Genomic DNA, 22,123 nt, shown 5'->3' with positions numbered 1-22,123 from the left:
CGTCTTCGGCTCCATCGTTCGAGGCTCGCTTCGTTCGCACCTCAAGGAGCGGTCTGTGGATGCGATCGCTCACCCCGCGAGGTGCCCACCACCCGCTCCCTGAGGTGCGAGCCCGAAGGGCGAGCCTCGAAGGGCTCCTTACGAGACGGCTCCCGTGCGGCACCTTTCGAGGCTCGCTCCGCTCGCACCTCAAGGAGCGGTCATCGGAGGAGCGGTCTGTGGGCGGGGATACCGTGGCGACATGCACCACGACGACCTCGACGCCCTCGTCGATCGCGTGCCGCTCGGCTGGAGTCGGCACGACGTCGACGGGCGGGCGTGGGGGCTCACGCGCGTCGACCATGCGGAGGGGCGGTCGAGCACGATCGAGGGCGAGGAGCTCGGCGGCACCGGCCGCATGAGCGCCAACGTGTGGCGCACCGCATCCGGCACGCACCTCAAGCCGTGCGAGATGCCCGCCGAGCAGGTGCTCGCCGTGCTGCGCGCGCTGCCGACCACCGACTGATTCGACGCATCCGCGAGACGCCGCGTCCCGCTCGCGATGGTCGAACGATCCTCGACGATGCATGCGCGCCGAGGTCCTGTCAACGCCCAACATGCGCGAATTTCGTTCGACAGACTAGCGAAATGCCGAAGTCGCCGCTCACCGTCGCCTGGACCATGCTCCTCATCGCATGCGTCGTGCTCGTGACCGTCGCCGCCGGCGCGCTGGCGGTCGCGATCGCATCCCCAGCCGGCACCGTCGCGCATCTCGACGCGTGGCGAGGGGTCGTCACGTCCTCCGCCGTGCTCGTCGCGTCTGCGCTCGCGCTCGCGGTCCTGACGCTCGTGAGGATTCGCCGCGGCGAGTCGCTCGTCAGCACCAATGAGATGCCCGCTGATGCCGAGGCTCTCGAGGTCATCGTCGTCGAGCGACGCCGACCGACGCGCGTCTGACCGATCGAGGCATCCGAAACCGCGTCTGCTGCGAACGCAGAGCAGCACACGTTCCCCCGCACCACACAGAAGAGGAATCGCCATGAAGATCATGCACAGCACACTCGGCAAGACCACCCTGGGCGTGATCGCTGCAGGCGCTCTCGCCTTCTCCCTCGCGGCCTGCTCGACGCCGGCCGCAGAGGAGCCGGCCGAGACGAGCGCCTCGGAGAGCACGGACGCCACGCCCGAGCCCATCGCGGTCATCGACGAGCTCGGCGGCGTCGACACCCAGGTCACCCTCGATCAGGGCTTCCTCGACGCCATCACGGGCCTCGGCCTCACGCCGGGCGTCATCGGTGGCGCCACCCTGACGGACGGCGTGCTCGCCTTCCCGATCACGGGCGGCAACGTCGAGTACTGGGACCCGGAGGAGGACTACCGCCCCTACGTCCAGGGCTCGATCGAGCACGACGGCTCGGGCATCTCCCTGACGGCCGGTGACATCACGGTCGAGCTGACCGACTTCCGCATCGACCCGGGCACGTCGGAGCTCTTCGGCACCGTCACGGCCAACGGCGAGGAGGTGGGTCAGGACATCCTGATCTTCGAGCTCAACGGCTCGACGCTCAACCCGCTGCAGGAGGGCCCGAACGGCGAGGCCATCCTCGAGGGCACCGAGGTCTACGTCTCCGAGGACGCAGCCGGCCTGCTGAACGACACGTTCGGCACCGACGCGGTCGTCGGTGGCCGCGAGGTCGGCCTGCTGGTCGGCGTCGCGCAGATCACGGCGGTCCCCGCCGAGTAGGCACGCGGAACGACCGAAGGCCCGTCGCACACCACTGGTGCGGCGGGCCTTCGCCATGCCAGCGGAGACGCAGCAGCGCCGCCCGCGGGATGCGCGGGCGGCGCTGCCTGGCCGGTCCGGGCGACGGAGAGGTCGTCTCCGCCGCGGATCCCGGCATGCGAGCACGAACGTCGCACCGCCCACCGGGTCGGTGGCGTGCGGGGCAGGCGCTCGCAGGTCGGCGCGGCTCAGTCGTAGCCGCGGATGATGATGGATGCCGTCGCCGGTCCGAGCGGCACGGCGGGCGCCGAGGGCAGGATGCGCGGAGCCGGCGGCAGCGTCGACCCGGGCACAGGTGCGCCGAGCGGCGCCGCCGACTCCGCAGCCATCACGCTGCCTCGGCGGCGACCGCAGCCGGCGCGAACGACCGCGAGTACACGGTCTCGGCCGTGCGCCACGCGACGAGCTCGGCGATGCGGATCGCCTCGGGGACCGGCCAGCCGTGCACCTCGACGTACTCCGAGAGGATGCGCGCCATCGAGTCGCGCCACAGGCGGGCGCCGAGCAGCACGAGCTCGGGCAGGCCCCACGCATCCGACGAGAACAGCACCTTGCCGAACGGCGCGAGGTCGAGCGTCTCGCGCACGACGACGTCGGCGTTCGCACCGAGGTAGTTGATCGAGAGGCCGGCGTCGAGGTAGACGTGCGGGTAGAGGTGGGCGAGGTAGCCCGCCTGGCGCGCATAGGGGTAGCAGTGCAGGAAGACGATGCGGCCGCCCGTGTGCTCGGTCGCGGCGCACAGCGCCTGCATGCCGGCGGGGTCGGCGCCGTCGAGGCGCAGGTTCGTGCCGCCGAAGCCGGCGTGCACCTGCACGGTGTCGCCGCGCTCGAGCGCCCACCAGATGAGGTGGCGCACGATCGTGCGGTCCTCGAGCCGCGACGGGGCGCCGGGCGAGCCGAGCGCGAACCACGCCTCGGCGGCGGCGAGCACCTCGGCCTCGGTGGGCTTGGCGCCGTCGAGGTCGAGGCCGCAGCGGTAGGCGGCGACGGTCTTCCAGCCGAGCGCGCGCTCGGCCTCGCGGTCGAGCACCTCGTGCAGCGACGAGAGGAAGTCGGCGCCCGAGGTGGCCTCGGCCATGACGGCCTCGGCGGTCGTCTCGAGCCGCACGATCGGTGCCCAGTCGGCGGCGCCGAGCGTCGCCATCCGCTGCTCGGGAAGCAGCTGTTCGGGCATGTAGCCGCCGTCGATCAGGTAGTGCGAGATGCCGGATGCGCGCAGCAGCCGCGCGGTCGCCTCGTCGAAGCCGAGCTCGCGGCGGGCTGCCAGGTACGTCTCGGTGTCGGCGAACGGCTCGAGGCCGAGCACGGGTGCGCAGTGGCGGCGCACGGCGAATCCGATCTGCGTGTCGAGCGCGGTCTCGCGCGACCAGTGGTGGTCGGCCTCCGTGAGGGCGTCGAGCAGGTCGGACTCGTCGAGCGGGTCGGTGAGCAGCGAGTGCACGTGGTGGTCGACGAGCGGCAGCGCCTCGATGGCGGCGGCGATGTCGGGGTGGACGGCGGTCATGCGAGCTCCCTGCGCAGGTGGTGGCCGAGGCGGGTGATGCCGGCGACGATGTCGTCGTCGGACACGTTGGAGAAGTTCACGCGGGCGTGGTTCGGGTGCCCGCCGTCGGCGAAGAACGTCGTGCCGGGCACGTACGCGACCTTCGCCTCGGGCAGCGCGACCTCGGCCATGAAGCGCGCGGAGTCGAACCCCTCGGGGAAGGTGAGCCACGTGAAGAGGCCGCCCTCGGGGGTCGTGCGGCCGACGGAGGCGGGGAACGCCTCGTCGATCGTCGCCAGCATGAGGTCGCGCTTCGCGCCGTACGCGACGCGCAGGCGCTCGACGTGCGCGTCGAGGTCGAAGCCGGCGATGAACGACGCGGCGGCGTGCATCGCGAGCGTGCCCGACTGCGTGTCGGCGGCGAGCTTCAGCAGGCCGAGGCGCTCGCGCAGCTCGGGGGATGCGGCGAGCCAGCCCAGGCGCATGCCGGGGGCGAGGATCTTCGAGAACGACGAGAGGTGGATGACGCGGCCCTCGGTGTCGAGGCTCTTGAGCGTGGGCACGGGCTCGCCGTCGAAGCGCAGCTCGCGGTAGGGGCTGTCCTCGAGCACGACGAGGCCGTGCTCGTTGGCGAGCTCGATGAGCCGGCGGCGGCGCTCGAGGCTCATGGTGACGCCCGTGGGGTTGTGGAAGTCGGGCACCGTGTAGAGCATCCGCACGCCGGGGTTGGCGGCCAGCACCTCGGCGAGGTGGTCGGTGTCCATGCCGTGCTCGTCGAGGCGCACGGTCGCGTACGTCGGCTCGAGCGGTGCGAAGGCGATGAGGGCGCCGAGGAACGTGGGGTCCTCGACGATCACGGTGTCGCCCGGGTCGACGAGCATCTTGGCGACGAGGTCGAGGCCCTGCTGCCCGCCCGAGAGGATGAGCACGTCGTCGGCGACCATGGGCGTGCCCTGCGCCGTCATGCGCTCGGCGATCGCCTCGCGCAGCGCGGGCAGGCCGTCGGAGGTCGTGTACTGCAGCGACGCCGCCTGCTCGGGCTGCAGCAGCGCGTCGAAGACGCTGCGCAGGTCGTCGAGCGGGAAGAGCCGCTGGTCGGGGTAGCCGCCGCCGAACGAGATGAGCGCGGGGTCGGCGCCGTGCTTGAGCAGCTCGCGGATGGCGGACGGCCGCACGCGATCCATGCGGCGGGCGTAGGACTGGGGCATTGCGGGCCTTTCGATGTGCTGCTCTAGTTGGACGCTACCTTACGATCTAAGGTAGAAGACAGCACAAAGTTACAGTTGTGAGAACTCTCACGAGAACGGCCTGAGCATGACCATCACCACCGGCACGCGCACGGGCACCGCATGGCAGGCAGCGATCGTCGCCGCGTCGTTCGCGATGCTGCTCGCGGGCACCAACGCCATCAACCCGCTGCTGCCCGTCTACCGCGACCTGCTCGGCCTCGACCCGCTGCTCATCTCGCTGACCTTCGTCTGCTACGTCAGCGTGCTCGTCGTCGTGCTGCTCGTGCTCGCGCGCCCCACGCTCACGCGCTTCGCCGCTCCCCTGCTCGTCGCCGCCCTCGCCGTCGCGATCGGCTCCGACGTGCTGCTCGCGATCGCGCAGGAGTGGTCGGTGCTCGCCGGCCGAGCCGTCGCGGGCATCGCCGGCGGCATGGGCACGGGCGCGGCCGCCGCGCTCGTCGTCGCCGCGATCGGCGCTCCCGGCCGCGCGATCTCGGCGACCGGCAACCTCGTCGGCGCGGTCGTGGGCGCGGGCGGCTCGCAGCTCGTCGTGTCGTTCGCCGAGGCCGGCTCGCCGCAGATCGTGGCGCTCGGCCACGCGAGCATCCTGCTCGTGCTGCTCGTCGCCGCGTCGATCGTGCTGCGCGTGCGGCGCGACGCGAACCGCGCGGCGCTCGTGGGCATCCGCGGCGGGACGGCGCGCATCCGCATCGACCGCCGCGTCGTGCGGATGCTCGCGAGCGGCTCGGTCGGATGGATCGGCGTGAGCGTGGGCATCGTGTTCGGCGCGACGATCTTCGCCGAGCTCGAGCAGCCCGTCGCCCGCGCGTTCGGTCCCGTGCTCATGCTCGCGACGAGCGCCGCCGCGCAGCTGTCGAGTCCCGCGATCGCGCGCCGGGCGCCGTGGGCGTCGGGCCTGCTCGTGCAGGCGGCCGGCGCGCTGAGCGTCGCCGCCGGCGCGCTGTGGGCGGCGACGCCCGTCGTGCTCGTGGGCTACGCGCTGCTGGGCGTCGGCATCGGCATCTCGTACCGCGCGGGCCTCGTGGCGCTCACGCGCGGCGCGACGCCGGCGCAGCAGGGCGCGCTCTCGTCGCTCTACGCCGCCGTCACGTACGCCGCCGCGGCCGTCGCCGTGCTGCTCGTCGGCGGCATCGGCAACCTCACGGGCGTCGTGCCCGCCGCGATCGGTGCCTTCGCGCTCGTGGGCGTCGCGAGCCTCGCCACCGCGGTCGTCGCACCGCGCCTGCGCGACACCGCCGAGCCGCTCCGCACACCCTGAGCGAGGCGCGCCGCCTTCGCGTGGTACCTTGCACGCCCGATCGACCTTCGAAACGAAGGTCGCGCCCGACCAGCACCATCGCAAGCGCAACAGCGCGACCGAGCGGACGGAGACCCATGGCCGACGAGACCACCGACACCCCGCTGCGCAGCTTCGCCGAGCGCATCCGCCCCGCGACGCCCGAGGTGCCGCTCGACGCGATCGACGTGCAGCTGCTCATGGAGCTCGCGAAGGATGCGCGCGTGCCGCAGCGCGCGCTCGCCGACGTGCTCGGCATGTCGTCGCCCGCCGTCGCCGACCGCATCGCGCGCCTCAAGGCCAAGGGCGTCATCCGCGGGTTCAGCGTCGACATCGACTGGGAGGCGCTCGGCCACTCGACCGTCGCCTACCTGTCGATCAAGGCGGCCGTCGGCTTCGACCAGAGCCGCGTCTTCGAGACGCTCATGGGCCTGCGCGGCGTCGAGGAGATCAACGTCGTCACGGGCGCGAACGACATGGTCGTGAAGATCCGCGCCCACGGCTTCGACGACCTGCGTCAGATCCTCGCGAACGACGTGTGGGGCATCCCCGGCGTGCAGCAGACCGAGACGTCGATCGTGCTCGTGCGCGCCGAGCCCGAGGGCGTCGACGCGCGCATGCTGCAGGCGCTGCTGCCGAGCGACGACTGACCCCGTACGACGAAGGCCCCGGCGTGCTGCGCCGGGGCCTTCGTCGTGTCGGGCGTCAGAGCCCGAGGCGGTAGAGCCGGTTCGCGGTGCCGAAGAGGATGGCGCGCTGCTCGTCGGCCGTGCGCTCGTCGAGGATCGTGCGGTAGGCCTCGAGGTAGCGGTCGTACGGCCAGCCGACGAGCGTGCCGACGGGGAAGTCGCTGCCCCACAGCACGCGGTCGGCGCCGAGCTCCGCGACGATGGGCGCGACGAAGGGCCGCATGGCGTCGACCGACTTCTCCTCGGGGTACGCCGCGGCGGCCGAGAGCTTCACGAGCACGTTGGGCGCCTGCGCCATCGTGGCGATGGAGGCGCGCCAGCGCGCGACGCCCTCGGCGTCCTGCTCGATGGGGCTGCCGATGTGGTTCACGACGATCGGCAGGTCGGGCAGGTCGCGTGCGAGGGCGAGCACGTCGTCGGCCTGGTACGGGTAGAGCAGCAGCTCGAGGTGCAGGTCGAGCTCGACGAGCAGCTCGGCGCTGCGACGCCATGCCGCCTCGCGCAGGATGCCGTCGCGCGGCGCCATGCGGCGGTCCGGGTGCGGCGTCCACGCGACGACCTGGCGGATGCCGCGCATCCGCTCGTACGACGCCTGCTCGCGCAGCACGTCCTCGGTCTCGTCGCGGCCGAACGCCGCAGCACCGACGTAGCGCGACGCGAAGGGGCCACCGTCGAGCGTCTCGAGCCACCTGGTCTCCTCGACGGGCGAGCGGCCCGCATCCCACAGCGCCTCGACGTGCACCGACGCGACCACGTCGGTGCCCTCGACGTCGGCGAGGTAGTGCTCGAGCACGTAGTCCTTGCCCTTGAGCCGGTCGAGCCTGCCCTTGGGTCCGAAGTCGCCAGCGGGCCGGAGCCAGGGGTGGCGATCCATCGACAGATCCCACAGATGCGTGTGGGCGTCGACGACGGGGCCGTCGTAGCGAGCGGTCACGGTTCCTCCTGTTGCGAAAGATCGTTATGAGGTAACAATCTAAGGTTCTTGACGCGCAGAATCTCACAAGATTAGGTTCATGGCACGTCGTTGTTACACGAACGAAACAACGACTCGCTTACAGTGAGCCGTGCGTGCTCCCCACACGCACCGCATCCGCACCAGAAGGAGGTGGCCAGATGGCCACTCGCAGCACCATCGCCCGCACGGCCGTCGCCGCCGCGGCGCTGCTCTCGATCGTCGGCGTCGCCGGCTGCTCGACGTCGTCGAGCGAGCCCGAGGAGTCGGCAGCAGCATCCGAGTCCGACATCCCCATGCCCGAGTTCAGCCAGGAGCTGCAGGACCTCTTCCCCGAGGACGTCATCGAGTCGGGCGTCATCCGCGCCGCCTCGATCACCCTGCCGCCCTACTCGTACAAGGACGAGGACGGCACGACCGACATCGGCCTGAACTGGGACACGATCGCCGCCATCGAGGCAGCGACCGGCCTCGAGGTCGAGCTCGAGATCGCCCCGTCGATCGGCGACATCTTCACGGGCTTCCAGTCCGACCGCTACGACGTCAACATCTCGCCGCTCTCCGACATCCCCGCGACGCAGGCGAACTACGACTTCGCCGTCTGGATCGCCGAGTACGTCGTCTTCATCCAGCCCGAGACGGCCGAGGACACCATCGACTCGCTCGACGCGACCTGCGGCCACACGATCGCCACCCTGCAGGGCGGCACGGCGCAGACGGTGCTCGAGAACCAGCAGGCGAGCTGCGACGAGCCGATCGACATCGCCCTGTTCGGCGACCAGGACTCGGCGATCCTCGCCGTCACCTCGGGTCGCGCCGACGCCGCGTTCTCGTCGCAGATCCCGCTGACGTACTACGCGGAGCAGAACCCGACGCTCGTCATCTCGGGCGCCAACTCGACCGACAACGGCTTCCCGCCGTTCTGGGTCGGCGCATCCGCCCCCACGGGCGACCCGATCGTGCCCGCCATGCTCGCCACGTTCGAGGCGCTGCAGGAGGCCGGCACGTACGACGCGCTCCTCGCCAAGTACGGCATCGAGGAGAACGCGATGGACGAGTTCGGCTTCAACCTGGCCGAAGAGTCCTGAGCAGCAGGGAAGAGGAGGTACCGACGATGACCACGACGACCCCCGTCGACGTCTCGACCGCGCGCCGCAGGGCGCGCCCCGGACAGTGGATCGCCACGATCGTGGTGGGTGCGGCCGCAGCCGGCGTGCTGTGGATCTTCGCCACCAACCCCACGGTCGACTGGTCCGTGATCGGTCGGTACCTCTTCTTCCCCGCCATCCTCAAGGGCCTCTGGGTCACCATCTACCTCACGGTGGGTGCCATGGCCATCGGCATCGTGCTCGGCGTGCTCCTCGCAGCCGGCCGCCTCTCGCCGAACCCCCTCATCCGCGGCGTCTCCAACGCCTACGTGTGGTTCTTCCGCGGCACCCCCACGCTCGTGCAGCTGATCTTCTGGTACAACATCGCGATCTTCCTGCCGCGCGTCGAGCTGGGCCTGCCCGGCCTCGACCCGTTCTTCAGCGCCAACACGAACGACCTCATCAGCCCGATCATCGCCGCCCTGCTGGGCCTCGGCCTCAACGAGGCCGCCTACATGGGCGAGGTCGTGCGCGGCGGCCTGCTCGCCGTGCCGCACGGGCAGACGGAGGCGGCGCAGTCGGTGGGCCTGTCGACCCGCAAGACCTTCACGCAGATCATCCTTCCCCAGGCGATGCGCGCGATCGTGCCACCGACGGGCAACCAGATCATCATCATGCTCAAGGGCACATCGCTCGTGTCCGTCATGGCCGTCGCCGACGTGTTCTACACGGCGCAGGGCATCTACCAGACCAACGGCCAGGTCATCCCGCTGCTCATCGTCGCGAGCATCTGGTACCTCGCCTGCACGACCGTCCTGTACTTCATCCAGGGCAGGCTCGAGCGCCGCTTCGGCCGAGGCTTCGAGCGCCGCTCGATCGGCAAGGGCAAGGGCTCGAAGCCCAGGACCGCAGCCATCCCCGTCGCCGCCGCGCCCGCCGCCGTGACGACCGAGACCACGGAAGGTGCCGCGCGATGACCGCCACCACGCCCCTGCTCAGCGCGAGCCACGTCTCGAAGCACTTCGGCCACAACCTCGTGCTCGACGACGTCTCGCTCGACGTCGCCCGCGGCGAGACCGTCGTGCTCATCGGCCCCTCCGGCGCCGGCAAGTCGACGCTGCTGCGCACGCTCAACATGCTCGAGACGATCGACTCCGGCTCGATCACCCTCGACGGTGAGCTCATGGGCTTCGAGGAGGTCGGCGGTCGCCTGCTGCACCGCTCGAAGAAGGACGTGACCCGCCAGCGCGCCCGCCTCGGCATGGTGTTCCAGCAGTTCAACCTCTTCCCGCACATGACGGCGCTCGAGAACGTCGCCCACGCCCCCGTGCACGTGCGCGGCATGAAGACGAAGGCGGCGCGCGCCGCCGCGACGGCGCTGCTCGAGCGCGTCGGCCTCGCCGACCGCGCGGGCCACTACCCCTCCGAGCTGTCGGGAGGCCAGCAGCAGCGCGTCGCCATCGCGCGCGCCCTCGCCATCCAGCCCGAGGTGCTCCTCTTCGACGAGCCCACGTCGGCACTCGACCCCGAGCTCGTCGAGGACGTGCTGCACGTCATGCGCGAGCTCAGCGAGCAGGGCCAGACGATGATCATCGTCACGCACGAGATGGGCTTCGCCCGCGATGTCGCCGACCGCGTCGTGTTCATGACCGAGGGCGCCGTGCGCGAGGTCGGCACGCCCGAGCAGATCTTCCGCGACAGCGAGAACGTGCGCCTGCGCGCCTTCCTCTCGAGCGTCGGCGCCCGCGCATGAGCGTGGCCCCCGACGTGCGCATCCTGCCGGCTCCGGCCGTCGACGACGCGCTGCTCGAGACCCTGCGCGGCCTCGACCTGCCGACGTTCGGGCACATCCTCGAGGACGGATTCGCGCGCGGCATCCAGCGGATCGCCGGCGGCGAGACGCTCACGGTCGGCCGCGTCGTCACCGTGAAGCTCGTCGTCACCGACTCGCGCCTCGTGCACTACATGACCTCCCTCGTGCAGCCGGGCGACTTCGTCGTCGTCGACAACGGCCACAACACGACCCACGCCTCCGTCGGCGGCGGCGTCGCCGGCGCCCTCGCAGCACGGGGAGCCGTCGGCGTCGCCGTCGAGGGCACCGTCACCGACGTCGTCGAGCTGCGTGAGAGCGGCATGGTCGTGCTCGGCCGCGGCCTCGCGCCCTTCACCACCCGCACGCAGCCCGATCGGCCCGTGCAGGGCGGCATCAACGTGCCCGTCACGATCGGCGGCGCCAGCGTGCGCGCCGGCATGATCGCGATGGCCGACGAGAACGGCGTGCTCTTCGCCGAGCCCGACGTGCTCGCCGGCCTCGTCGACCGCGTGCGCGGCATGATGGCGTGGGAGCCGCCCGCCATGGCCCGCGTGCGCGCGGGCGAGACGACCCTCGCCGAGCTCATCCTCCCGCCCGAGGACCTCGCCGCACTCGACGCGCTCGCGAGCGCAGGACGGATCGCACCATGACCACCCCGAAGTTCGCAGCCTGGTTCTCGACCCCGAACGTCGCCGGACTCGAGATCGTCGCCCGCGCCGGGTACGACACCGTGATCTTCGACGTCGAGCACGGGAGCTTCGACCTCGCCGATCTCAACCGCACCATCCCGTTCGTCAAGGCGCTCGGCATGACGATGCTCGTGAAGGTCGGCGCCCCCGAGCGCTCCCCCATCCAGCAGGCGCTCGACTTCGGCGCCGACGGCGTCATCATCCCCCACATCCTCGACGTCGCCCAGGCTGCCGAGGTCTGCGGGCTCGCGAAGCTGCCGCCGCTCGGCGACCGCTCGCTCGCCGGCGGCCGCACGATGGACTACATCGGCTTCGACGCCGAATGGGCGCCGAGGCACAACCGCGAGACGCTGTGCCTGCCCATGATCGAGGACCCCGCAGCGCTCGACGACGTCGAGGCCATCCTCGCGCTCGACACCGTCGACGGCGTCTTCGTGGGCCCCGGCGACCTCTTCGCGCGCCGCGGCGGTGGCGGCTACGTCTTCGACGACTTCTCGGACGCGTCGCTGCGCGCCATCGCCCGCGCCGCCCGCGCGGCGGGCAAGCCGTGGATGATGCCCGCCTGGAGCGAGACCGAGCAGCGCCTCGCGATCGAGGAGGGCGCGCACACGATCGGCGTGCTGCAGGAGTTCACGGCGCTGCGCCTCGCGTTCTCGGGGGCGCTCGCCTCCGCCAAGGCGCTCGCGTCGTGAGCCTCGCGCCGCAGCCCGCCGACTCCGAGCTGGCCGACGTCGCGCGCATCCTGCGCGACCTCATCCGCATCGACACGTCGAACCACGGTGGCGACCTCACTCGCCCCGAGGAGCCTGCCGCCGACTACGTGCAGGCCATCCTCGACGACCTCGGCATCCCCTCGACGCGCTACGAGCGCGCACCCGGCCGCACGAACCTCGTCGCGCGCTGGGCGGGCGTCGACTCGACGCTGCCTGCCCTCATGCTGCACGCGCACCTCGACGTCGTGCCCGCCGACCCCACGACGTGGACGCATCCGCCGTTCGACGGCGTCATCGACGACGGCATGCTGTGGGGCCGCGGCGCCATCGACATGAAGGACTTCGCGGCGATGATGCTCGCCGCCGTGCGCCGCCTCGTCGCGGAGGGCTTCCAGCCGCAGCGCGACGTCGTGCTGACGTTCTTCGCCGACGAGGAGGGCGGCACGGAGTTCGGCTCCGAGTGGATGGCCGCCGAGCACCCCGAGGCGTTCGCGGGCGTCGACACCGCCATCAGCGAGGGCGGCGGCTACTCGATCACGGTCGACGGACAGCGCGCGTACCTCATGAACACGGGCGAGAAGGGCGCGTACTGGCTCGAGCTCGTCGCGCGCGGCGTGTCGGGCCACGGCTCGCTGCCCGCGATCGACAACCCCACGCTGCGCATCGCCGAGGCCGTGCGCGCCGTCGGCGCCATCGAGTGGCCGCTCGTCATGACCGACACGACGGCGACGCTGCTCGAGCGCCTGCGCGAGCTCGCGGGGCTGCCCGCATCCGCGACGCCCGAGGAGCTCGCGCTCGTGGCCGGCCCCTCGGCGACGCGCATCCGCGCCGGCCTGCGCGACGTGTCGAACGTCACGAAGATCGCCGCCGGGTACAAGGAGAACGTCGTGCCCGAGACGGCAACGGCCGTCGTCGACCTGCGGTTCATCCCGGGACGCGAGGATGCGGCGCTCGCGCACGTGCGCTCCGTGGTCGGGCCCGAGATCGAGGTGCGCGTGCTCATGGAGCTCGACGCCTTCGAGACGCCGTTCGAGGGTCGCGTCGCCGAGCAGGTGCAGGCGATCATCGCCGAGGTCGACCCCGGCGCCGTCGTGCTGCCGCACCTCATCCCCGGCGGCACCGACGCCAAGCCGCTGCGCCGCATCGGCATCCGCGGCTACGGCTTCATCCCCCTGCGCCTGCCCGCCGACTTCGCGTTCCCGCGCATGTTCCACGGCGTCGACGAGCGCGTGCCGCTCGACGCGCTGGACTTCGGCGAGGACGTCGTGCGCCGTCTGCTCACGCAGCAGTAGCCCCGCGCCGTCTGCGCTTCGCAGGCGATTCGGGGTGGCGGAGGGAAGATACCCCTCTGCCCACCCTGATCGCCTGCGAAACGCAACACCCGCATCCGTGGCTCTCTGCGTATTGCAGGCGATTCCGGGCCTTGAGGGGAATGTTCGCTTCAGAGGCGGAATCGCCCGCGAGACGCAGACCAGCGGATGCGGTCAGGCGGTGGGCATCGGCACGCCCAGGCGGCGGCCCGCGAGGCTCGGCACGCGGGCGCGCGTCGCCGCGATCGCCTCGCTGTCGACGTCGACCACGAGCACGCCGACGCCCTCGCCGAGCGAGCCGCGCACGACGCCGTCGGGGTCGACGACCATCGAGTGGCCGATGCCGTTCGGCACGGCCTGGTCGGCGGCGACGACCCAGCTCGTGCTCTCGATCGCGCGGGCGCGCACGAGCGTCGTCCAGTGGTCGAGCTTGCGCACGCCAGGCGCCCAGCACGCCGGCACGACGAGCACGTCGGCGCCCGCATCCACCGCGGCGCGAGCGCTCTCGGGGAACCGCAGGTCGTAGCAGGTGAAGGTGCCTGCGGTCAGGTCGCCGTCGGCGAGCGTCCACGGCGCCTCGATCGGGCCGGGCTCGATGTGGTCGCTCTCGCGATAGCCGAACGCGTCGTACAGGTGCACCTTGCGGTAGGCGGCGACGGTGCCGTCGCGCCGCAGCAAGGCGGAGGAGTTGTACGGCAGGCCGTCGGCGCGCAGCTCGTAGGTGCCGACGACGAGGTCGATGCCGAGGTCGGTCGCGAGCGCGAGCAGCGGTGCGACGAAGGGGCCGTCGAGCGGCTGCGCCACGCGCTCGGCGAGGTCGAGGTCGTCGGCGTCGAACGCGATCGACGACTCTGGGCAGACGACGAGCGTCGCCCCCTGCTCGGCGGCGCGGCGCACGAGCGGCTCGAGCGTCGCGACGTTCTCGGCGGGATCGGCGGTGGGCGCGAATTGGACGATGCCGACGCGAAGGGTGCTCATGCGTGCTCCTCAGCAGATGCTGGACCATTCCAGCCTGCGATTCGCAGTCTACTGCGCGTCGAGTCCTTCGAAAGCGTCGCTCGACGTCGCCAACTGCCTTGCGATCGCAGGTCACGCCTCGCGCTTCGCCCATTCCGGCAGCAGCGCCTCGGCCACGTGGCCGCGCAGCTCGATCGTGGGCAGCGAGCCGCCGCTCAGATCTGGCCGGCGGCGTGCTGCTCGTGGTGGTGGATGACCTCGGCGATGACGAAGTTCAGGAACTTCTCCGCGAACGCCGGGTCGAGGCCCGACTCCTCGGCGAGGCGACGCAGCCGGTCGATCTGCCGCTGCTCGCGCGCGGGATCGGACGCCGGCATCTCCTCGGCCGCCTTCAGCGCACCCACGGCCTGCGTGAGCTTGAAGCGCTCCGCGAGGGTGTGGATCAGGATGGCGTCGAGGTTGTCGATGCTGCTGCGGTAACGGTCGAGCTCGTCGAGTGCGGACACGGCCCCAGCCTACGGCCGCCCGTCTGCGCATCCGGGCTCCGCGGCGTCGGCGACGCGCGCCCCGGCGCCGGATGAACGTTCGGTGACGGGCCGCGGTCGAGTCGCCGCTGCGGGCCTCGATCCGCAGGTCGCGCACCTACCGTGGCCAGCGATGGCGACGATCGAGCGAACGACCACGCGTGGCACGACCCTGGCCGAGCGGGCGCAGGCGCGCGCGCTGCGGCACACGAGGCAGATCGCGACGCTCGCGCCGCGGTGGCGCGAGGCCCGCACGGTGTGGATCGCGTTCGGCGTGCTGCAGGCCGCGACCATCGCGGTGCTCGCCGGCCACATGCTCGCCGGCGACACGCTCGGCGACCTGCCGCTGTACCGCGAGTGGGCGATGGATGCGTTCGAGGGCCGCGGCATCGTGGGCGTCGACGAGGAGTGGGTGTACCCGCTGCTCGCGTGGCTGCCGATCGGGTTCGCGAACATCGCGACCGCGCCCGCCTACCTGGCGATGTGGATCGGCATGATCGGCGTGCTCGACGCGCTCGCGCTGCGCTCGCTGCTCGCCTCAGGATCGACGCGCGCCATCATCGCCGGATGGGCGTGGCTCGGCATGCTGCTGGCCCTCGCACCCGTGGCGCTGCTGCGGCTCGAGGGCGTCACGGCGCCGCTCGTGATCATCGCGATCTCGCTGCTCGCGCGGCGGCCGTGGGTCGCCGGCGCGCTGCTCGCCGTCGCGACGTGGATCAAGGTGTGGCCCGCCGCGCTCATCGGCGGCGCGCTCGTCGTCATGCACGAGCGCATGCGCATCCTGCAAGCGGGACTCGTCGTGACGGCGGGCGTCGTCGTCATGGCGATCGCGCTCGGCAACGCCGGACTGCTCGGCTCGTTCGCGATGATGCAGGACGACCGCAACCTGCAGCTCGAGGCGCCGCTCGCGACGCCGTGGGTGTGGATGGCGATGCTCGACGTGCGCGACGCCGCGGTGTTCCAGAACGTGGCGCTCGCGACGCGCGAGGTCGTCGGCCCGCTCGACGGGCTCGCGCAGGAGGCGTCGACGCCCCTCATGCTGCTCGCGACGATCGCGGCGCTCGTGCTCGCGCAGGTCGCCGTGCGCCGCGGCGCCGACCGGCACGAGACGCTGCTGACGGCGGCGCTCGTGATCACGGTGGCGATGTTCGCGTGCAATCGCGTCGGCTCGCCGCAGTACATGCTGTGGATCCTGCCCGTCGCCGTCGCCGCCCTCGCGACCGTCGACGGCGTCGCGCAGCGCTGGTGGCGCCGCATGACGGCGGTGCTGCTGTCGACGGGGCTGCTGACGACGATCATCTTCCCCATCGCCTACATGGCGCTCGTCGACCTGCAGGCGTGGGCCGTGGTGCTGCTCACGATCCGCAACGTGCTGCTGTTCGTCGTGCTCGCCGCGGCCGCGCGCCGCATGGTCGTGCTCGCGATCGGCCGGTCGACGCTGGATGCGGTGCGCGCGTCGCGGGCGGGTGGGCTGCCGGGCTGACGCCCGTCAGCAGCCGGTCGAGGAGCGCGCGAGCGCAGCGAGCACGCGTCACGAGACCACGCGACCGCCGCTCCCGCCCAGTCACGCGCGTGGTCGCGTGCAGCGGGCACGTCGCGAGGTCTCGTGACGGCTCCTCGCCTCCGGCTCGGGGCCTCCTCGACCAGCTGGTGGGAGCCCGATCGTTGGTGGGTCCTACGGCCTCCGCGCCGTGCGCACCCGCTGCGTGAGGGCGTCGCGCACCGCGGGCCACTCGTCGACGAGGATCGAGTGCACCGCGACGTCGCGCCACGTGCCCGCCGCATCCTGTCGCATGCGCCGCAGCACGCCTTCGTACGTGGCGCCGAGCCGAGCGATCGCTGCGCGCGAGCGGTGGTTGGCTGCATCCGCCTGGATGCGCACGCGACCGAAGCCGTGCGCGAACGCGTGGCCGAGCACGAGCAGCTTCGCCTCGGGGTTCACGGCCGTGCCCCAGACGTCGGGGGCGTAGGCGGTCCAGCCGACGTGCGCCTGCTCGGTGGCCTCGTCGAGGTCGGCGAGCGACGTCGTGCCCACGAGGCGACCCTCGCTGCGGAGGCGGATCGCGAACGGCCGCGCGTGCCACGGGTACGTGCGCTCGGCCCACGCGATCCATCCCGCATCCGACGCGTCGAGCGCCGCCGGGCCGCCGCAGTAGCCGCCCGCGAACACCTCGGGCACGCCGATCGCGTCGCGCAGCTCGAGCAGCACCTCGTGCGTGAGGGGCTCGAGGCGGATGACGTCGCCCTCGAGGGTCGCGGGGTCGGGGATGCGTGCGGTCATGGGTCCATCCCAGCATGCGGACGTCGGGCCACGCGCCCACGCGCGGCCCGGCGTCGGCCCGCTCAGCGCACCCGCCGCCGGTACAGCACCGTCGCGACGACGGCGGCCACCGCGAGGATGCCCACCATCCACGCGAGCGCGATCCACAGCTCGCTGCCCACCGCATCCCCGGCGAGCAGCGCGCGGATGGAGTCGACGATCGACGTGACCGGCTGGTGCTCGGCGAACCAGCGCACGGGACCGGGCATCGACTCGGTCGGCACGAACGCCGAGGACACGAACGGCAGGAGGATGAGCGGGTACGAGAACGCGCTCGCCCCATCCACGCTCCTCGCCGACAGCCCGGCGATGACCGCGACCCACGTGAGCGCGAGCGTGAAGAGCACGAGGATGCCCACGACGGCGAGCCACTCGAGCACGCTCGCCGACGACCGGAATCCCATGAGCAGCGCCGCGCCCACGACGACCGCGAGCGACACGAGGTTCGCGACGATCGACGTGAGCACGTGCGCCCACAGCACCGACGACCGGGCGATCGGCATCGTCTGGAAGCGCTCGACGATGCCGCCCTGCAGGTCGAGGAACAGCCGGTACGACGTGTACGCGATGCCCGACGCGACCGTGATGAGCAGGATGCCCGGCAGCAGGTAGTCGACGTACGCCGCGTCGCCGACGTCGATCGCGCCGCCGAGCACGAACGTGAAGAGCAGCAGGAACGCGATCGGCATGACGGCGGTCGTGACGATGGTGTCGGGGCTGCGCAGGATGTGGCGCAGCGACCGGCCGGTGAGGGTCGCGGTGTCGGCGACGGCGTGCGTGGTCATCGGGGCTCCTCCTTCGGTGCGAGTTCGGACGCGTCAAGTGCGGTCTCGTCGGCCCCGACGATCGCGAGGAAGACCTCCTCGAGCGACGGCTGCCGCTCGACCATCTCGACCGTCGCCTGCGGCAGCAGGGCGCGCAGCTCGTCGAGCGTGCCGTGGTGCACGATGACGCCGCGGTGCAGGATCGCGATGCGGTCGGCGAGCTGCTCCGCCTCCTCCAGGTGCTGGGTCGTGAGCAGCACGGTCGTGCCGGCGCGCGCGAGCTCTCGCACGGCATCCCACACCTCGATGCGCGCCTGCGGGTCGAGGCCCGTCGTCGGCTCGTCGAGCACGACGACGCGCGGGTCGCCGACGAGGCTCATCGCGATGTCGAGCCGGCGACGCATGCCGCCGGAGTAGGTGGCGGCGCGGCGGCCGCCGGCGTCGGTGAGCGAGAAGCGCGCGAGCAGCCGGTCGGCGATGCCGTGCGGATCGGGCAGGTGCCGCAGGCGGGCGACGAGCGCGAGGTTCTCACGGCCGGTCAGCACCTCGTCGACGGCGGCGAACTGGCCCGTGAGGCTCAGCGCCTCGCGCACGCGCTGGGCCGCGCCGCGCACGTCGTGGCCGGCGACGGATGCGGTGCCGGCATCCGCTCGCAGCAGCGTGGCGAGGATGCGCACGAGCGTCGTCTTGCCCGCGCCGTTCGAGCCGAGCAGCGCCACGATCGTGCCGGGTGCGACGTCGAGGTCGACGCCGCGCAGCACGGGGAGGTCGCGGAACGACTTCTCGATGCCTCGGACGGAGATCGCGGCGGCGGTCACGCGTCGCCTCCTGCGTCGTCGATCGCGTCGGCGATCGAGGTGGCGAGGCGGGTGCGCTCCTTCTGGATCCACGAGCCCTGCGGGTAGTTGGCGAGGTGCGCCTCGGCGAACTCGACGGGGTCGTCGCCGACGACGTCGCGCACGGGCGTGCCGTCGGCGAGGCCCTGCTCGAGCAGGGTCGCGAGGTCGTCGAGCATGCGCAGCATCTGCTCGCTGTCGCTGCCGGCGCCGAGGTTCAGCAGGTAGCGCTCGAGGGCGAGGCCCGTGGTGCGGTACGGCTCGGCGAGGCCCTTCACGCGGGCACGGTACTCGCGGTACTGCCGCTTCTGGGCGAGGTCGCCGACGATGAGCTCGATGGGGTTTCGCATGGTCACTCCTGGGTGGTCGTGGTGCCGGCGGCGTCGTCGCGGAGGCCGGCGAGGCGGGTGGCGAGGAGGTCGTAGGTGGCCCAGAACTCCTCGAGGGCGGTGCGGCCTGCCGCGTTGAGCGCGTAGACCTTGCGGGGCGGGCCCTTCTCGCTGGGCACCTTGGCGACGTCGACGAGGCCGCGCTGCTCGATGCGGGTCAGCAGGGCGTAGATCGTGCCCTCGGCGATGTCGGCGAAGCCGCGCTCGCGCAGCTCGGCGGTGATCTCGTACCCGTAGGCGGATCGCCGGCCGAGGGTCGCGAGCACGATGCCCTCGAGGATGCCCTTGAGCATCTCGGTCACCTGCTTGGGCATCGGCCCCTCCTTCGGTACTCAGTGACGTTGACTACCAGTAGATAGTGACACTGAATAGTGGATGTGGCAAGCCCTGGGAGGCGGTCGCCACCCCACCCGCTGGTCGAGGAGGCCCCGAGCCGCAGGCGAGGAGCCGTCACGAGACCACGTGAGGTGCGCGCTCGACGCGACCACACACATGGCTGGGCAGGAGCAGCGAGTCGCGTGGTCTCGTGACGCGGGCTCGCCCAGGGGCTCGCGCGCTCCTCGACCAGCTGTTGAGGAACCGCACCCCTACTCTGGGACCCGTGCCGCATCCCTCCGCCGACGCCCTCGCTCGCGCCGAGTCGCTCATCGCCCTCACGCCGGACTTCCCGAAGCCCGGCATCCTCTTCCGTGACATCGCGCCGATGCTCGCCGACGCCGATGCGCTCGCCGACGTGACCGCGGCGCTCGCGGCACCGTTCGACGGCGAGTTCGACATCGTCGCCGGCGTCGAGGCGCGCGGCTTCCTGCTCGCGGGCACCGTCGCGGCGACGGCGCGCACGGGGCTGCTGCCCATCCGCAAGGCGGGCAAGACGCCGCATCCCACGGCGTCGGTCGACTACGCGCTCGAGTACGACGTCGCGACGATCGAGGCCTCCGGCGACCTCACGGGCCGCCGCGTGCTGCTCGTGGACGACGTGCTCGCGACGGGCGGCACGCTCGCGGCGGCGCTGTCGCTCGTCGAGCGCCTCGGCGGCACCGTCGCGGGCGTCGCGGTGATCCTCGAGCTCGCCGACCTCGGCGGCCGAGCCCGAGTCCCCGCCACGCACGCCGTCTTCACCGCCTGAACGGAATTGAGGTTTTCGGCCGCTTTTGACATCACAAGCGGCCGAAAACCTCAATTCTCTGAGCCCGATAGCGTCGAAGGATGGGTGAGACGCGCTTCGAGGACTGGACCGACATCGAGGGGCTGCTGCGCATCCCGCGCATCGCGGGGCTCGCAGCCGGGCCAGACGGCAGGCTCGTGGCGCAGATCTCGCAGGCCACCGACGACCTGTCCCGCACGCCCTCGGCGCTGTGGGAGCTCGACCCCGCCGGCGGCGCCGCAGCGCGCCGACTGACGTGGTCGGCGAAGGGCGAGTCCGCGCCCCGGTTCGCGCCCGACGGCTCGCTGCTGTTCGCATCCGCCCGCCCCGACCCCACGGGCGAGCACGACGACGACGGCCCCGCGATCTGGCGCCTGCCCGAGCACGGCGAGGCGCGCGTCGTCGCCGCCGCGCCCGGCGGCCTCGGCCTCGTCGCCGTCGCCGACGACGGCTCGATGCTCGCGACGACGCAGGTGCTCGCCGGCGGCTCGCTCGCCGACGACGCCGCCCGCCGCGACGCCCGCGCCGCCGCGAAGCGCACCACGATCTGGCACACGGGCATGCCCATCCGCTACTGGGACCACGAGCTCGGCGACCAGTCGACGCGCCTCGTGCACGTGTCGTACGACGGCGAGCTGCGCGAGCTCACGCCGGGCGCCGACACGGTGGCGCTCACGAACGCCTCCGCCGACCTCGCCCGCGACGGCGCGACCGCCGTCACGACCTGGACGACGCGCACGACCGGCGGCGAGACGCGCACGGGCATCGCCGCGATCGACGTGCGCACGCGGCGGAGGCGGATGCTGCTGAAGCCGACCGCCGGGCACGGCTGGTCGGGTCCGCGCCTGTCGCCCGACGGCACGCGCGTCGCCGTGACGCGCGTCACGACCTCGACGCCCACCGACACCTCGTACGACTTCCTCGAGCTGCACCCGCTCGGCAGCGGCGACCCCGTGACGGTCGACGTCGGCGACCTCACGATCGGCTCGTACGCGTGGGTCGACGACGCGCGCCTCGTCGTCGCGGGCGACCTGCACTCGCGCGGCGCCGTGCTGCTGGTGGATGCGGCGACGGGCGCGGTGCGCACGCTCGTCGACGACGCGCCGCACTCGGCGCTCGCGCCCGCCGTCGACGGTCGCGCCGTCTTCGCCCTGCGCACCGACATGGCCTCGCCGCCCGCACCCGTGCGCATCCCGCTCGCCGGTCGCGGCGCGGTGACGGCGACGCCGATCCCCGCACCCGGCGGCGTCGGCGCCCTGCCCGGCCGCGTCGAGTGGGTCGAGACCGACGTCGACGGCGTGACGGTGGGCGGCTGGCTCTGCACGCCGGCCGCGGCGAGCACGAAGGCGCCCGCGCCGGTGATGCTGTGGATCCACGGCGGCCCGCACGGCTCGTACAACGCGTGGAGCTGGCGCTGGAACCCGTGGCTCGCCGTCGCCCGCGGCTGGGCCGTGCTGCTGCCCGACCCCGCGATGTCGACCGGCTACGGCCACGAGGGCCTCAACCGCGGCTGGCCGCGCCGCCCCGACGTCGTGTGGCACGAGTGCGAGACGCTGCTCGACCGCGTGCTCACCCGCCGCACGCTCGACGCGTCGCGCACGGCGCTGCTCGGCGCATCCTTCGGCGGGTTCATGACGAACTGGATCGCCGGCCACTCCGACCGCTTCGGCGCGATCGTGACCCACGCGGGCCTGTGGGCGCTCGACCAGCAGCACACGACGACCGATGCCGCGTCGCACAAGGTGCGCGTGCACGGCCACCCCGACGACCTGCCCGAGTGGTACCGCGCGTACTCGCCGCACCACTCGGCGGCATCCATCACGACGCCGATGCTCGTGACGCACGGCAACCGCGACTACCGCGTGCCCGTGAGCGAGGCGCTGCGGCTGTGGTGGGATCTCGTGTCGGGCTGGCGGGGCACGCCGGCGTCGATGCCGCACCGGTTCCTGCAGCTGACGGATGAGAACCACTGGGTGCTGCGTCCGTCGAACGCCGTCACGTGGAACGAGACGGTGCTCGCGTTCTGCGGCCAGCACGTGCTGGGCACCCAGCCCATCCCCGACGCGCTCCCCTGGTGACGCGAACGTTCTGAGGTTCTCGGCCCTTTCTGATGTCAGAAAGGGCCGAGAACCTCAGATCGTTCGGAGAGTCGAGGGTTTCGGCC

25 protein-coding genes are annotated in these 22,123 nt (G+C 72.1%); 14 read left to right on the top strand and 11 right to left on the bottom strand.

Features of this window, described 5'->3' with window-relative positions; genetic code table 11:
- Window positions 1-241: 241 nt before the first annotated feature.
- The 3 genes from BLQ67_RS09965 (at window position 242) to BLQ67_RS09955 (ending at window position 1,723) form a co-directional block, all read left to right on the top strand.
- Window positions 242-505 carry a hypothetical protein gene (locus BLQ67_RS09965; protein WP_092504696.1) on the top strand — a complete coding sequence of 88 codons (264 nt, stop codon included), beginning with the start codon at window positions 242-244 and terminating at the stop codon, window positions 503-505.
- A 122-nt stretch (window positions 506-627) separates the two neighbouring features.
- A complete protein-coding gene (locus BLQ67_RS09960) occupies window positions 628-936 on the top strand; it encodes a hypothetical protein (protein WP_092504694.1) in 309 nt (102 codons plus the stop codon).
- 82 nt (window positions 937-1,018) lie between these two features.
- Window positions 1,019-1,723 (top strand): ABC transporter substrate-binding protein, encoded by a 705-nt coding sequence (locus BLQ67_RS09955; RefSeq protein WP_231945019.1) that lies wholly within the window; start codon window positions 1,019-1,021, stop codon window positions 1,721-1,723.
- Window positions 1,724-1,950: 227 nt separating this feature from the next.
- Here the strand turns inward: BLQ67_RS09955 and BLQ67_RS16420 are convergent, their stop codons facing one another.
- The 3 genes from BLQ67_RS16420 to BLQ67_RS09945 are packed head-to-tail and all read right to left on the bottom strand — an operon-like array spanning window position 1,951 to window position 4,429.
- Window positions 1,951-2,091: a hypothetical protein gene (locus tag BLQ67_RS16420; RefSeq protein WP_157674788.1), complete on the bottom strand. Its 141-nt coding sequence runs from the start codon at window positions 2,089-2,091 to the stop codon at window positions 1,951-1,953.
- A complete protein-coding gene (locus BLQ67_RS09950) occupies window positions 2,091-3,266 on the bottom strand; it encodes an amidohydrolase family protein (RefSeq protein ID WP_092504692.1) in 1,176 nt (391 codons plus the stop codon). The genes BLQ67_RS16420 and BLQ67_RS09950 overlap by 1 nt, the downstream gene beginning before the upstream one ends.
- The gene (locus tag BLQ67_RS09945; protein ID WP_231945018.1) at window positions 3,263-4,429 is read right to left on the bottom strand and encodes an aminotransferase-like domain-containing protein; all 1,167 of its coding nucleotides are present in this window, start codon (window positions 4,427-4,429) and stop codon (window positions 3,263-3,265) included. Before BLQ67_RS09945 ends, BLQ67_RS09950 begins: the two co-directional genes overlap by 4 nt.
- A gap of 130 nt (window positions 4,430-4,559) precedes the next feature.
- Between BLQ67_RS09945 and BLQ67_RS09940 the strand changes: the two genes are divergently transcribed.
- Both BLQ67_RS09940 and BLQ67_RS09935 read left to right on the top strand, forming a co-directional pair.
- Complete coding sequence (locus BLQ67_RS09940; protein ID WP_092504689.1) at window positions 4,560-5,753, top strand: MFS transporter; 1,194 nt, start codon at window positions 4,560-4,562, stop codon at window positions 5,751-5,753.
- Between the two features lie 116 nt (window positions 5,754-5,869).
- Window positions 5,870-6,421 carry an Lrp/AsnC family transcriptional regulator gene (locus BLQ67_RS09935; RefSeq protein WP_172802293.1) on the top strand — a complete coding sequence of 184 codons (552 nt, stop codon included), beginning with the start codon at window positions 5,870-5,872 and terminating at the stop codon, window positions 6,419-6,421.
- A gap of 55 nt (window positions 6,422-6,476) precedes the next feature.
- Here the strand turns inward: BLQ67_RS09935 and BLQ67_RS09930 are convergent, their stop codons facing one another.
- Window positions 6,477-7,394 (bottom strand): amidohydrolase family protein, encoded by a 918-nt coding sequence (locus BLQ67_RS09930; protein WP_092504687.1) that lies wholly within the window; start codon window positions 7,392-7,394, stop codon window positions 6,477-6,479.
- Between the two features lie 179 nt (window positions 7,395-7,573).
- On the opposite strand from BLQ67_RS09930, the gene BLQ67_RS09925 reads away from it, so the two are divergent.
- From BLQ67_RS09925 to BLQ67_RS09900, 6 genes are read left to right on the top strand one after another with little or no spacing between them, the layout of a single operon-like run.
- Entirely contained in the window at window positions 7,574-8,500 is a 927-nt protein-coding gene (locus tag BLQ67_RS09925) for a transporter substrate-binding domain-containing protein (RefSeq protein WP_092504685.1), read from the top strand.
- Window positions 8,501-8,526: 26 nt separating this feature from the next.
- Window positions 8,527-9,477, top strand: coding sequence for an amino acid ABC transporter permease (locus BLQ67_RS09920; RefSeq protein WP_092504683.1), 951 nt, complete (start codon window positions 8,527-8,529; stop codon window positions 9,475-9,477).
- Window positions 9,474-10,253 carry an amino acid ABC transporter ATP-binding protein gene (locus BLQ67_RS09915; protein ID WP_092504682.1) on the top strand — a complete coding sequence of 260 codons (780 nt, stop codon included), beginning with the start codon at window positions 9,474-9,476 and terminating at the stop codon, window positions 10,251-10,253. The genes BLQ67_RS09920 and BLQ67_RS09915 overlap by 4 nt, the downstream gene beginning before the upstream one ends.
- Complete coding sequence (locus tag BLQ67_RS09910; RefSeq protein ID WP_092504680.1) at window positions 10,250-10,963, top strand: RraA family protein; 714 nt, start codon at window positions 10,250-10,252, stop codon at window positions 10,961-10,963. Before BLQ67_RS09915 ends, BLQ67_RS09910 begins: the two co-directional genes overlap by 4 nt.
- Window positions 10,960-11,694: an HpcH/HpaI aldolase family protein gene (locus BLQ67_RS09905; RefSeq protein ID WP_092504678.1), complete on the top strand. Its 735-nt coding sequence runs from the start codon at window positions 10,960-10,962 to the stop codon at window positions 11,692-11,694. The genes BLQ67_RS09910 and BLQ67_RS09905 overlap by 4 nt, the downstream gene beginning before the upstream one ends.
- Window positions 11,691-13,007: a M20/M25/M40 family metallo-hydrolase gene (locus BLQ67_RS09900; protein ID WP_092504677.1), complete on the top strand. Its 1,317-nt coding sequence runs from the start codon at window positions 11,691-11,693 to the stop codon at window positions 13,005-13,007. The genes BLQ67_RS09905 and BLQ67_RS09900 overlap by 4 nt, the downstream gene beginning before the upstream one ends.
- 192 nt (window positions 13,008-13,199) lie before the next feature.
- Here BLQ67_RS09900 and BLQ67_RS09895 read toward each other — a convergent pair whose 3' ends face one another.
- Both BLQ67_RS09895 and BLQ67_RS09890 read right to left on the bottom strand, forming a co-directional pair.
- On the bottom strand, window positions 13,200-14,003 hold the full coding sequence (locus BLQ67_RS09895; protein WP_092504675.1) for a carbon-nitrogen hydrolase family protein: 804 nt from the start codon (window positions 14,001-14,003) through the stop codon (window positions 13,200-13,202).
- Between the two features lie 194 nt (window positions 14,004-14,197).
- A complete protein-coding gene (locus BLQ67_RS09890; protein WP_092504673.1) occupies window positions 14,198-14,488 on the bottom strand; it encodes a chorismate mutase in 291 nt (96 codons plus the stop codon).
- 151 nt (window positions 14,489-14,639) lie between these two features.
- On the opposite strand from BLQ67_RS09890, the gene BLQ67_RS09885 reads away from it, so the two are divergent.
- Window positions 14,640-15,989: a hypothetical protein gene (locus tag BLQ67_RS09885; protein WP_092504672.1), complete on the top strand. Its 1,350-nt coding sequence runs from the start codon at window positions 14,640-14,642 to the stop codon at window positions 15,987-15,989.
- Window positions 15,990-16,181: 192 nt separating this feature from the next.
- Here BLQ67_RS09885 and BLQ67_RS09880 read toward each other — a convergent pair whose 3' ends face one another.
- The 5 genes from BLQ67_RS09880 to BLQ67_RS09860 all read right to left on the bottom strand — a co-directional run bounded on the left by BLQ67_RS09880 (window position 16,182) and on the right by BLQ67_RS09860 (window position 19,129).
- Complete coding sequence (locus tag BLQ67_RS09880; protein ID WP_092504670.1) at window positions 16,182-16,787, bottom strand: GNAT family N-acetyltransferase; 606 nt, start codon at window positions 16,785-16,787, stop codon at window positions 16,182-16,184.
- A 62-nt stretch (window positions 16,788-16,849) separates the two neighbouring features.
- The gene (locus BLQ67_RS09875; RefSeq protein WP_092504668.1) at window positions 16,850-17,611 is read right to left on the bottom strand and encodes an ABC transporter permease; all 762 of its coding nucleotides are present in this window, start codon (window positions 17,609-17,611) and stop codon (window positions 16,850-16,852) included.
- Complete coding sequence (locus tag BLQ67_RS09870; RefSeq protein ID WP_092504666.1) at window positions 17,608-18,408, bottom strand: ABC transporter ATP-binding protein; 801 nt, start codon at window positions 18,406-18,408, stop codon at window positions 17,608-17,610. Before BLQ67_RS09870 ends, BLQ67_RS09875 begins: the two co-directional genes overlap by 4 nt.
- The gene (locus tag BLQ67_RS09865; RefSeq protein ID WP_092504664.1) at window positions 18,405-18,776 is read right to left on the bottom strand and encodes a DUF1048 domain-containing protein; all 372 of its coding nucleotides are present in this window, start codon (window positions 18,774-18,776) and stop codon (window positions 18,405-18,407) included. The genes BLQ67_RS09870 and BLQ67_RS09865 overlap by 4 nt, the downstream gene beginning before the upstream one ends.
- A gap of 2 nt (window positions 18,777-18,778) precedes the next feature.
- Window positions 18,779-19,129 (bottom strand): PadR family transcriptional regulator, encoded by a 351-nt coding sequence (locus BLQ67_RS09860; RefSeq protein ID WP_092504662.1) that lies wholly within the window; start codon window positions 19,127-19,129, stop codon window positions 18,779-18,781.
- A gap of 287 nt (window positions 19,130-19,416) precedes the next feature.
- Here BLQ67_RS09860 and BLQ67_RS09855 point away from each other — a divergent pair, with 287 nt between their 5' ends.
- Window positions 19,417-19,941: an adenine phosphoribosyltransferase gene (locus BLQ67_RS09855; protein ID WP_092504660.1), complete on the top strand. Its 525-nt coding sequence runs from the start codon at window positions 19,417-19,419 to the stop codon at window positions 19,939-19,941.
- An 80-nt stretch (window positions 19,942-20,021) separates the two neighbouring features.
- Window positions 20,022-22,037 carry a S9 family peptidase gene (locus tag BLQ67_RS09850; protein ID WP_092504658.1) on the top strand — a complete coding sequence of 672 codons (2,016 nt, stop codon included), beginning with the start codon at window positions 20,022-20,024 and terminating at the stop codon, window positions 22,035-22,037.
- The last annotated feature ends 86 nt before the right edge of the window (window positions 22,038-22,123 follow it).

It is taken from the genome of Agrococcus jejuensis (genome assembly GCF_900099705.1).
Classification (GTDB): domain Bacteria; phylum Actinomycetota; class Actinomycetes; order Actinomycetales; family Microbacteriaceae; genus Agrococcus; species Agrococcus jejuensis.
The sequence above is the reverse complement of the archived record's forward strand: the minus strand, read 5'-3'. Positions and strand labels throughout refer to the sequence as shown.

Coding starts and splice junctions, on each gene's coding strand:
- BLQ67_RS09875 (WP_092504668.1), bottom strand. CDS start 17,611: ATGACCACGCACGCCGTCGCCGACACCGCGACCCTCACCGGCCGGTCG.
- BLQ67_RS09865 (WP_092504664.1), bottom strand. CDS start 18,776: ATGCGAAACCCCATCGAGCTCATCGTCGGCGACCTCGCCCAGAAGCGG.
- BLQ67_RS09965 (WP_092504696.1), top strand. CDS start 242: ATGCACCACGACGACCTCGACGCCCTCGTCGATCGCGTGCCGCTCGGC.
- BLQ67_RS09910 (WP_092504680.1), top strand. CDS start 10,250: ATGAGCGTGGCCCCCGACGTGCGCATCCTGCCGGCTCCGGCCGTCGAC.
- BLQ67_RS09880 (WP_092504670.1), bottom strand. CDS start 16,787: ATGACCGCACGCATCCCCGACCCCGCGACCCTCGAGGGCGACGTCATC.
- BLQ67_RS16420 (WP_157674788.1), bottom strand. CDS start 2,091: ATGGCTGCGGAGTCGGCGGCGCCGCTCGGCGCACCTGTGCCCGGGTCG.
- BLQ67_RS09920 (WP_092504683.1), top strand. CDS start 8,527: ATGACCACGACGACCCCCGTCGACGTCTCGACCGCGCGCCGCAGGGCG.
- BLQ67_RS09960 (WP_092504694.1), top strand. CDS start 628: ATGCCGAAGTCGCCGCTCACCGTCGCCTGGACCATGCTCCTCATCGCA.
- BLQ67_RS09915 (WP_092504682.1), top strand. CDS start 9,474: ATGACCGCCACCACGCCCCTGCTCAGCGCGAGCCACGTCTCGAAGCAC.
- BLQ67_RS09950 (WP_092504692.1), bottom strand. CDS start 3,266: ATGACCGCCGTCCACCCCGACATCGCCGCCGCCATCGAGGCGCTGCCG.
- BLQ67_RS09905 (WP_092504678.1), top strand. CDS start 10,960: ATGACCACCCCGAAGTTCGCAGCCTGGTTCTCGACCCCGAACGTCGCC.
- BLQ67_RS09850 (WP_092504658.1), top strand. CDS start 20,022: ATGGGTGAGACGCGCTTCGAGGACTGGACCGACATCGAGGGGCTGCTG.
- BLQ67_RS09940 (WP_092504689.1), top strand. CDS start 4,560: ATGACCATCACCACCGGCACGCGCACGGGCACCGCATGGCAGGCAGCG.
- BLQ67_RS09895 (WP_092504675.1), bottom strand. CDS start 14,003: ATGAGCACCCTTCGCGTCGGCATCGTCCAATTCGCGCCCACCGCCGAT.
- BLQ67_RS09860 (WP_092504662.1), bottom strand. CDS start 19,129: ATGCCCAAGCAGGTGACCGAGATGCTCAAGGGCATCCTCGAGGGCATC.
- BLQ67_RS09885 (WP_092504672.1), top strand. CDS start 14,640: ATGGCGACGATCGAGCGAACGACCACGCGTGGCACGACCCTGGCCGAG.
- BLQ67_RS09945 (WP_231945018.1), bottom strand. CDS start 4,429: ATGGATCGCGTGCGGCCGTCCGCCATCCGCGAGCTGCTCAAGCACGGC.
- BLQ67_RS09925 (WP_092504685.1), top strand. CDS start 7,574: ATGGCCACTCGCAGCACCATCGCCCGCACGGCCGTCGCCGCCGCGGCG.
- BLQ67_RS09955 (WP_231945019.1), top strand. CDS start 1,019: ATGAAGATCATGCACAGCACACTCGGCAAGACCACCCTGGGCGTGATC.
- BLQ67_RS09935 (WP_172802293.1), top strand. CDS start 5,870: ATGGCCGACGAGACCACCGACACCCCGCTGCGCAGCTTCGCCGAGCGC.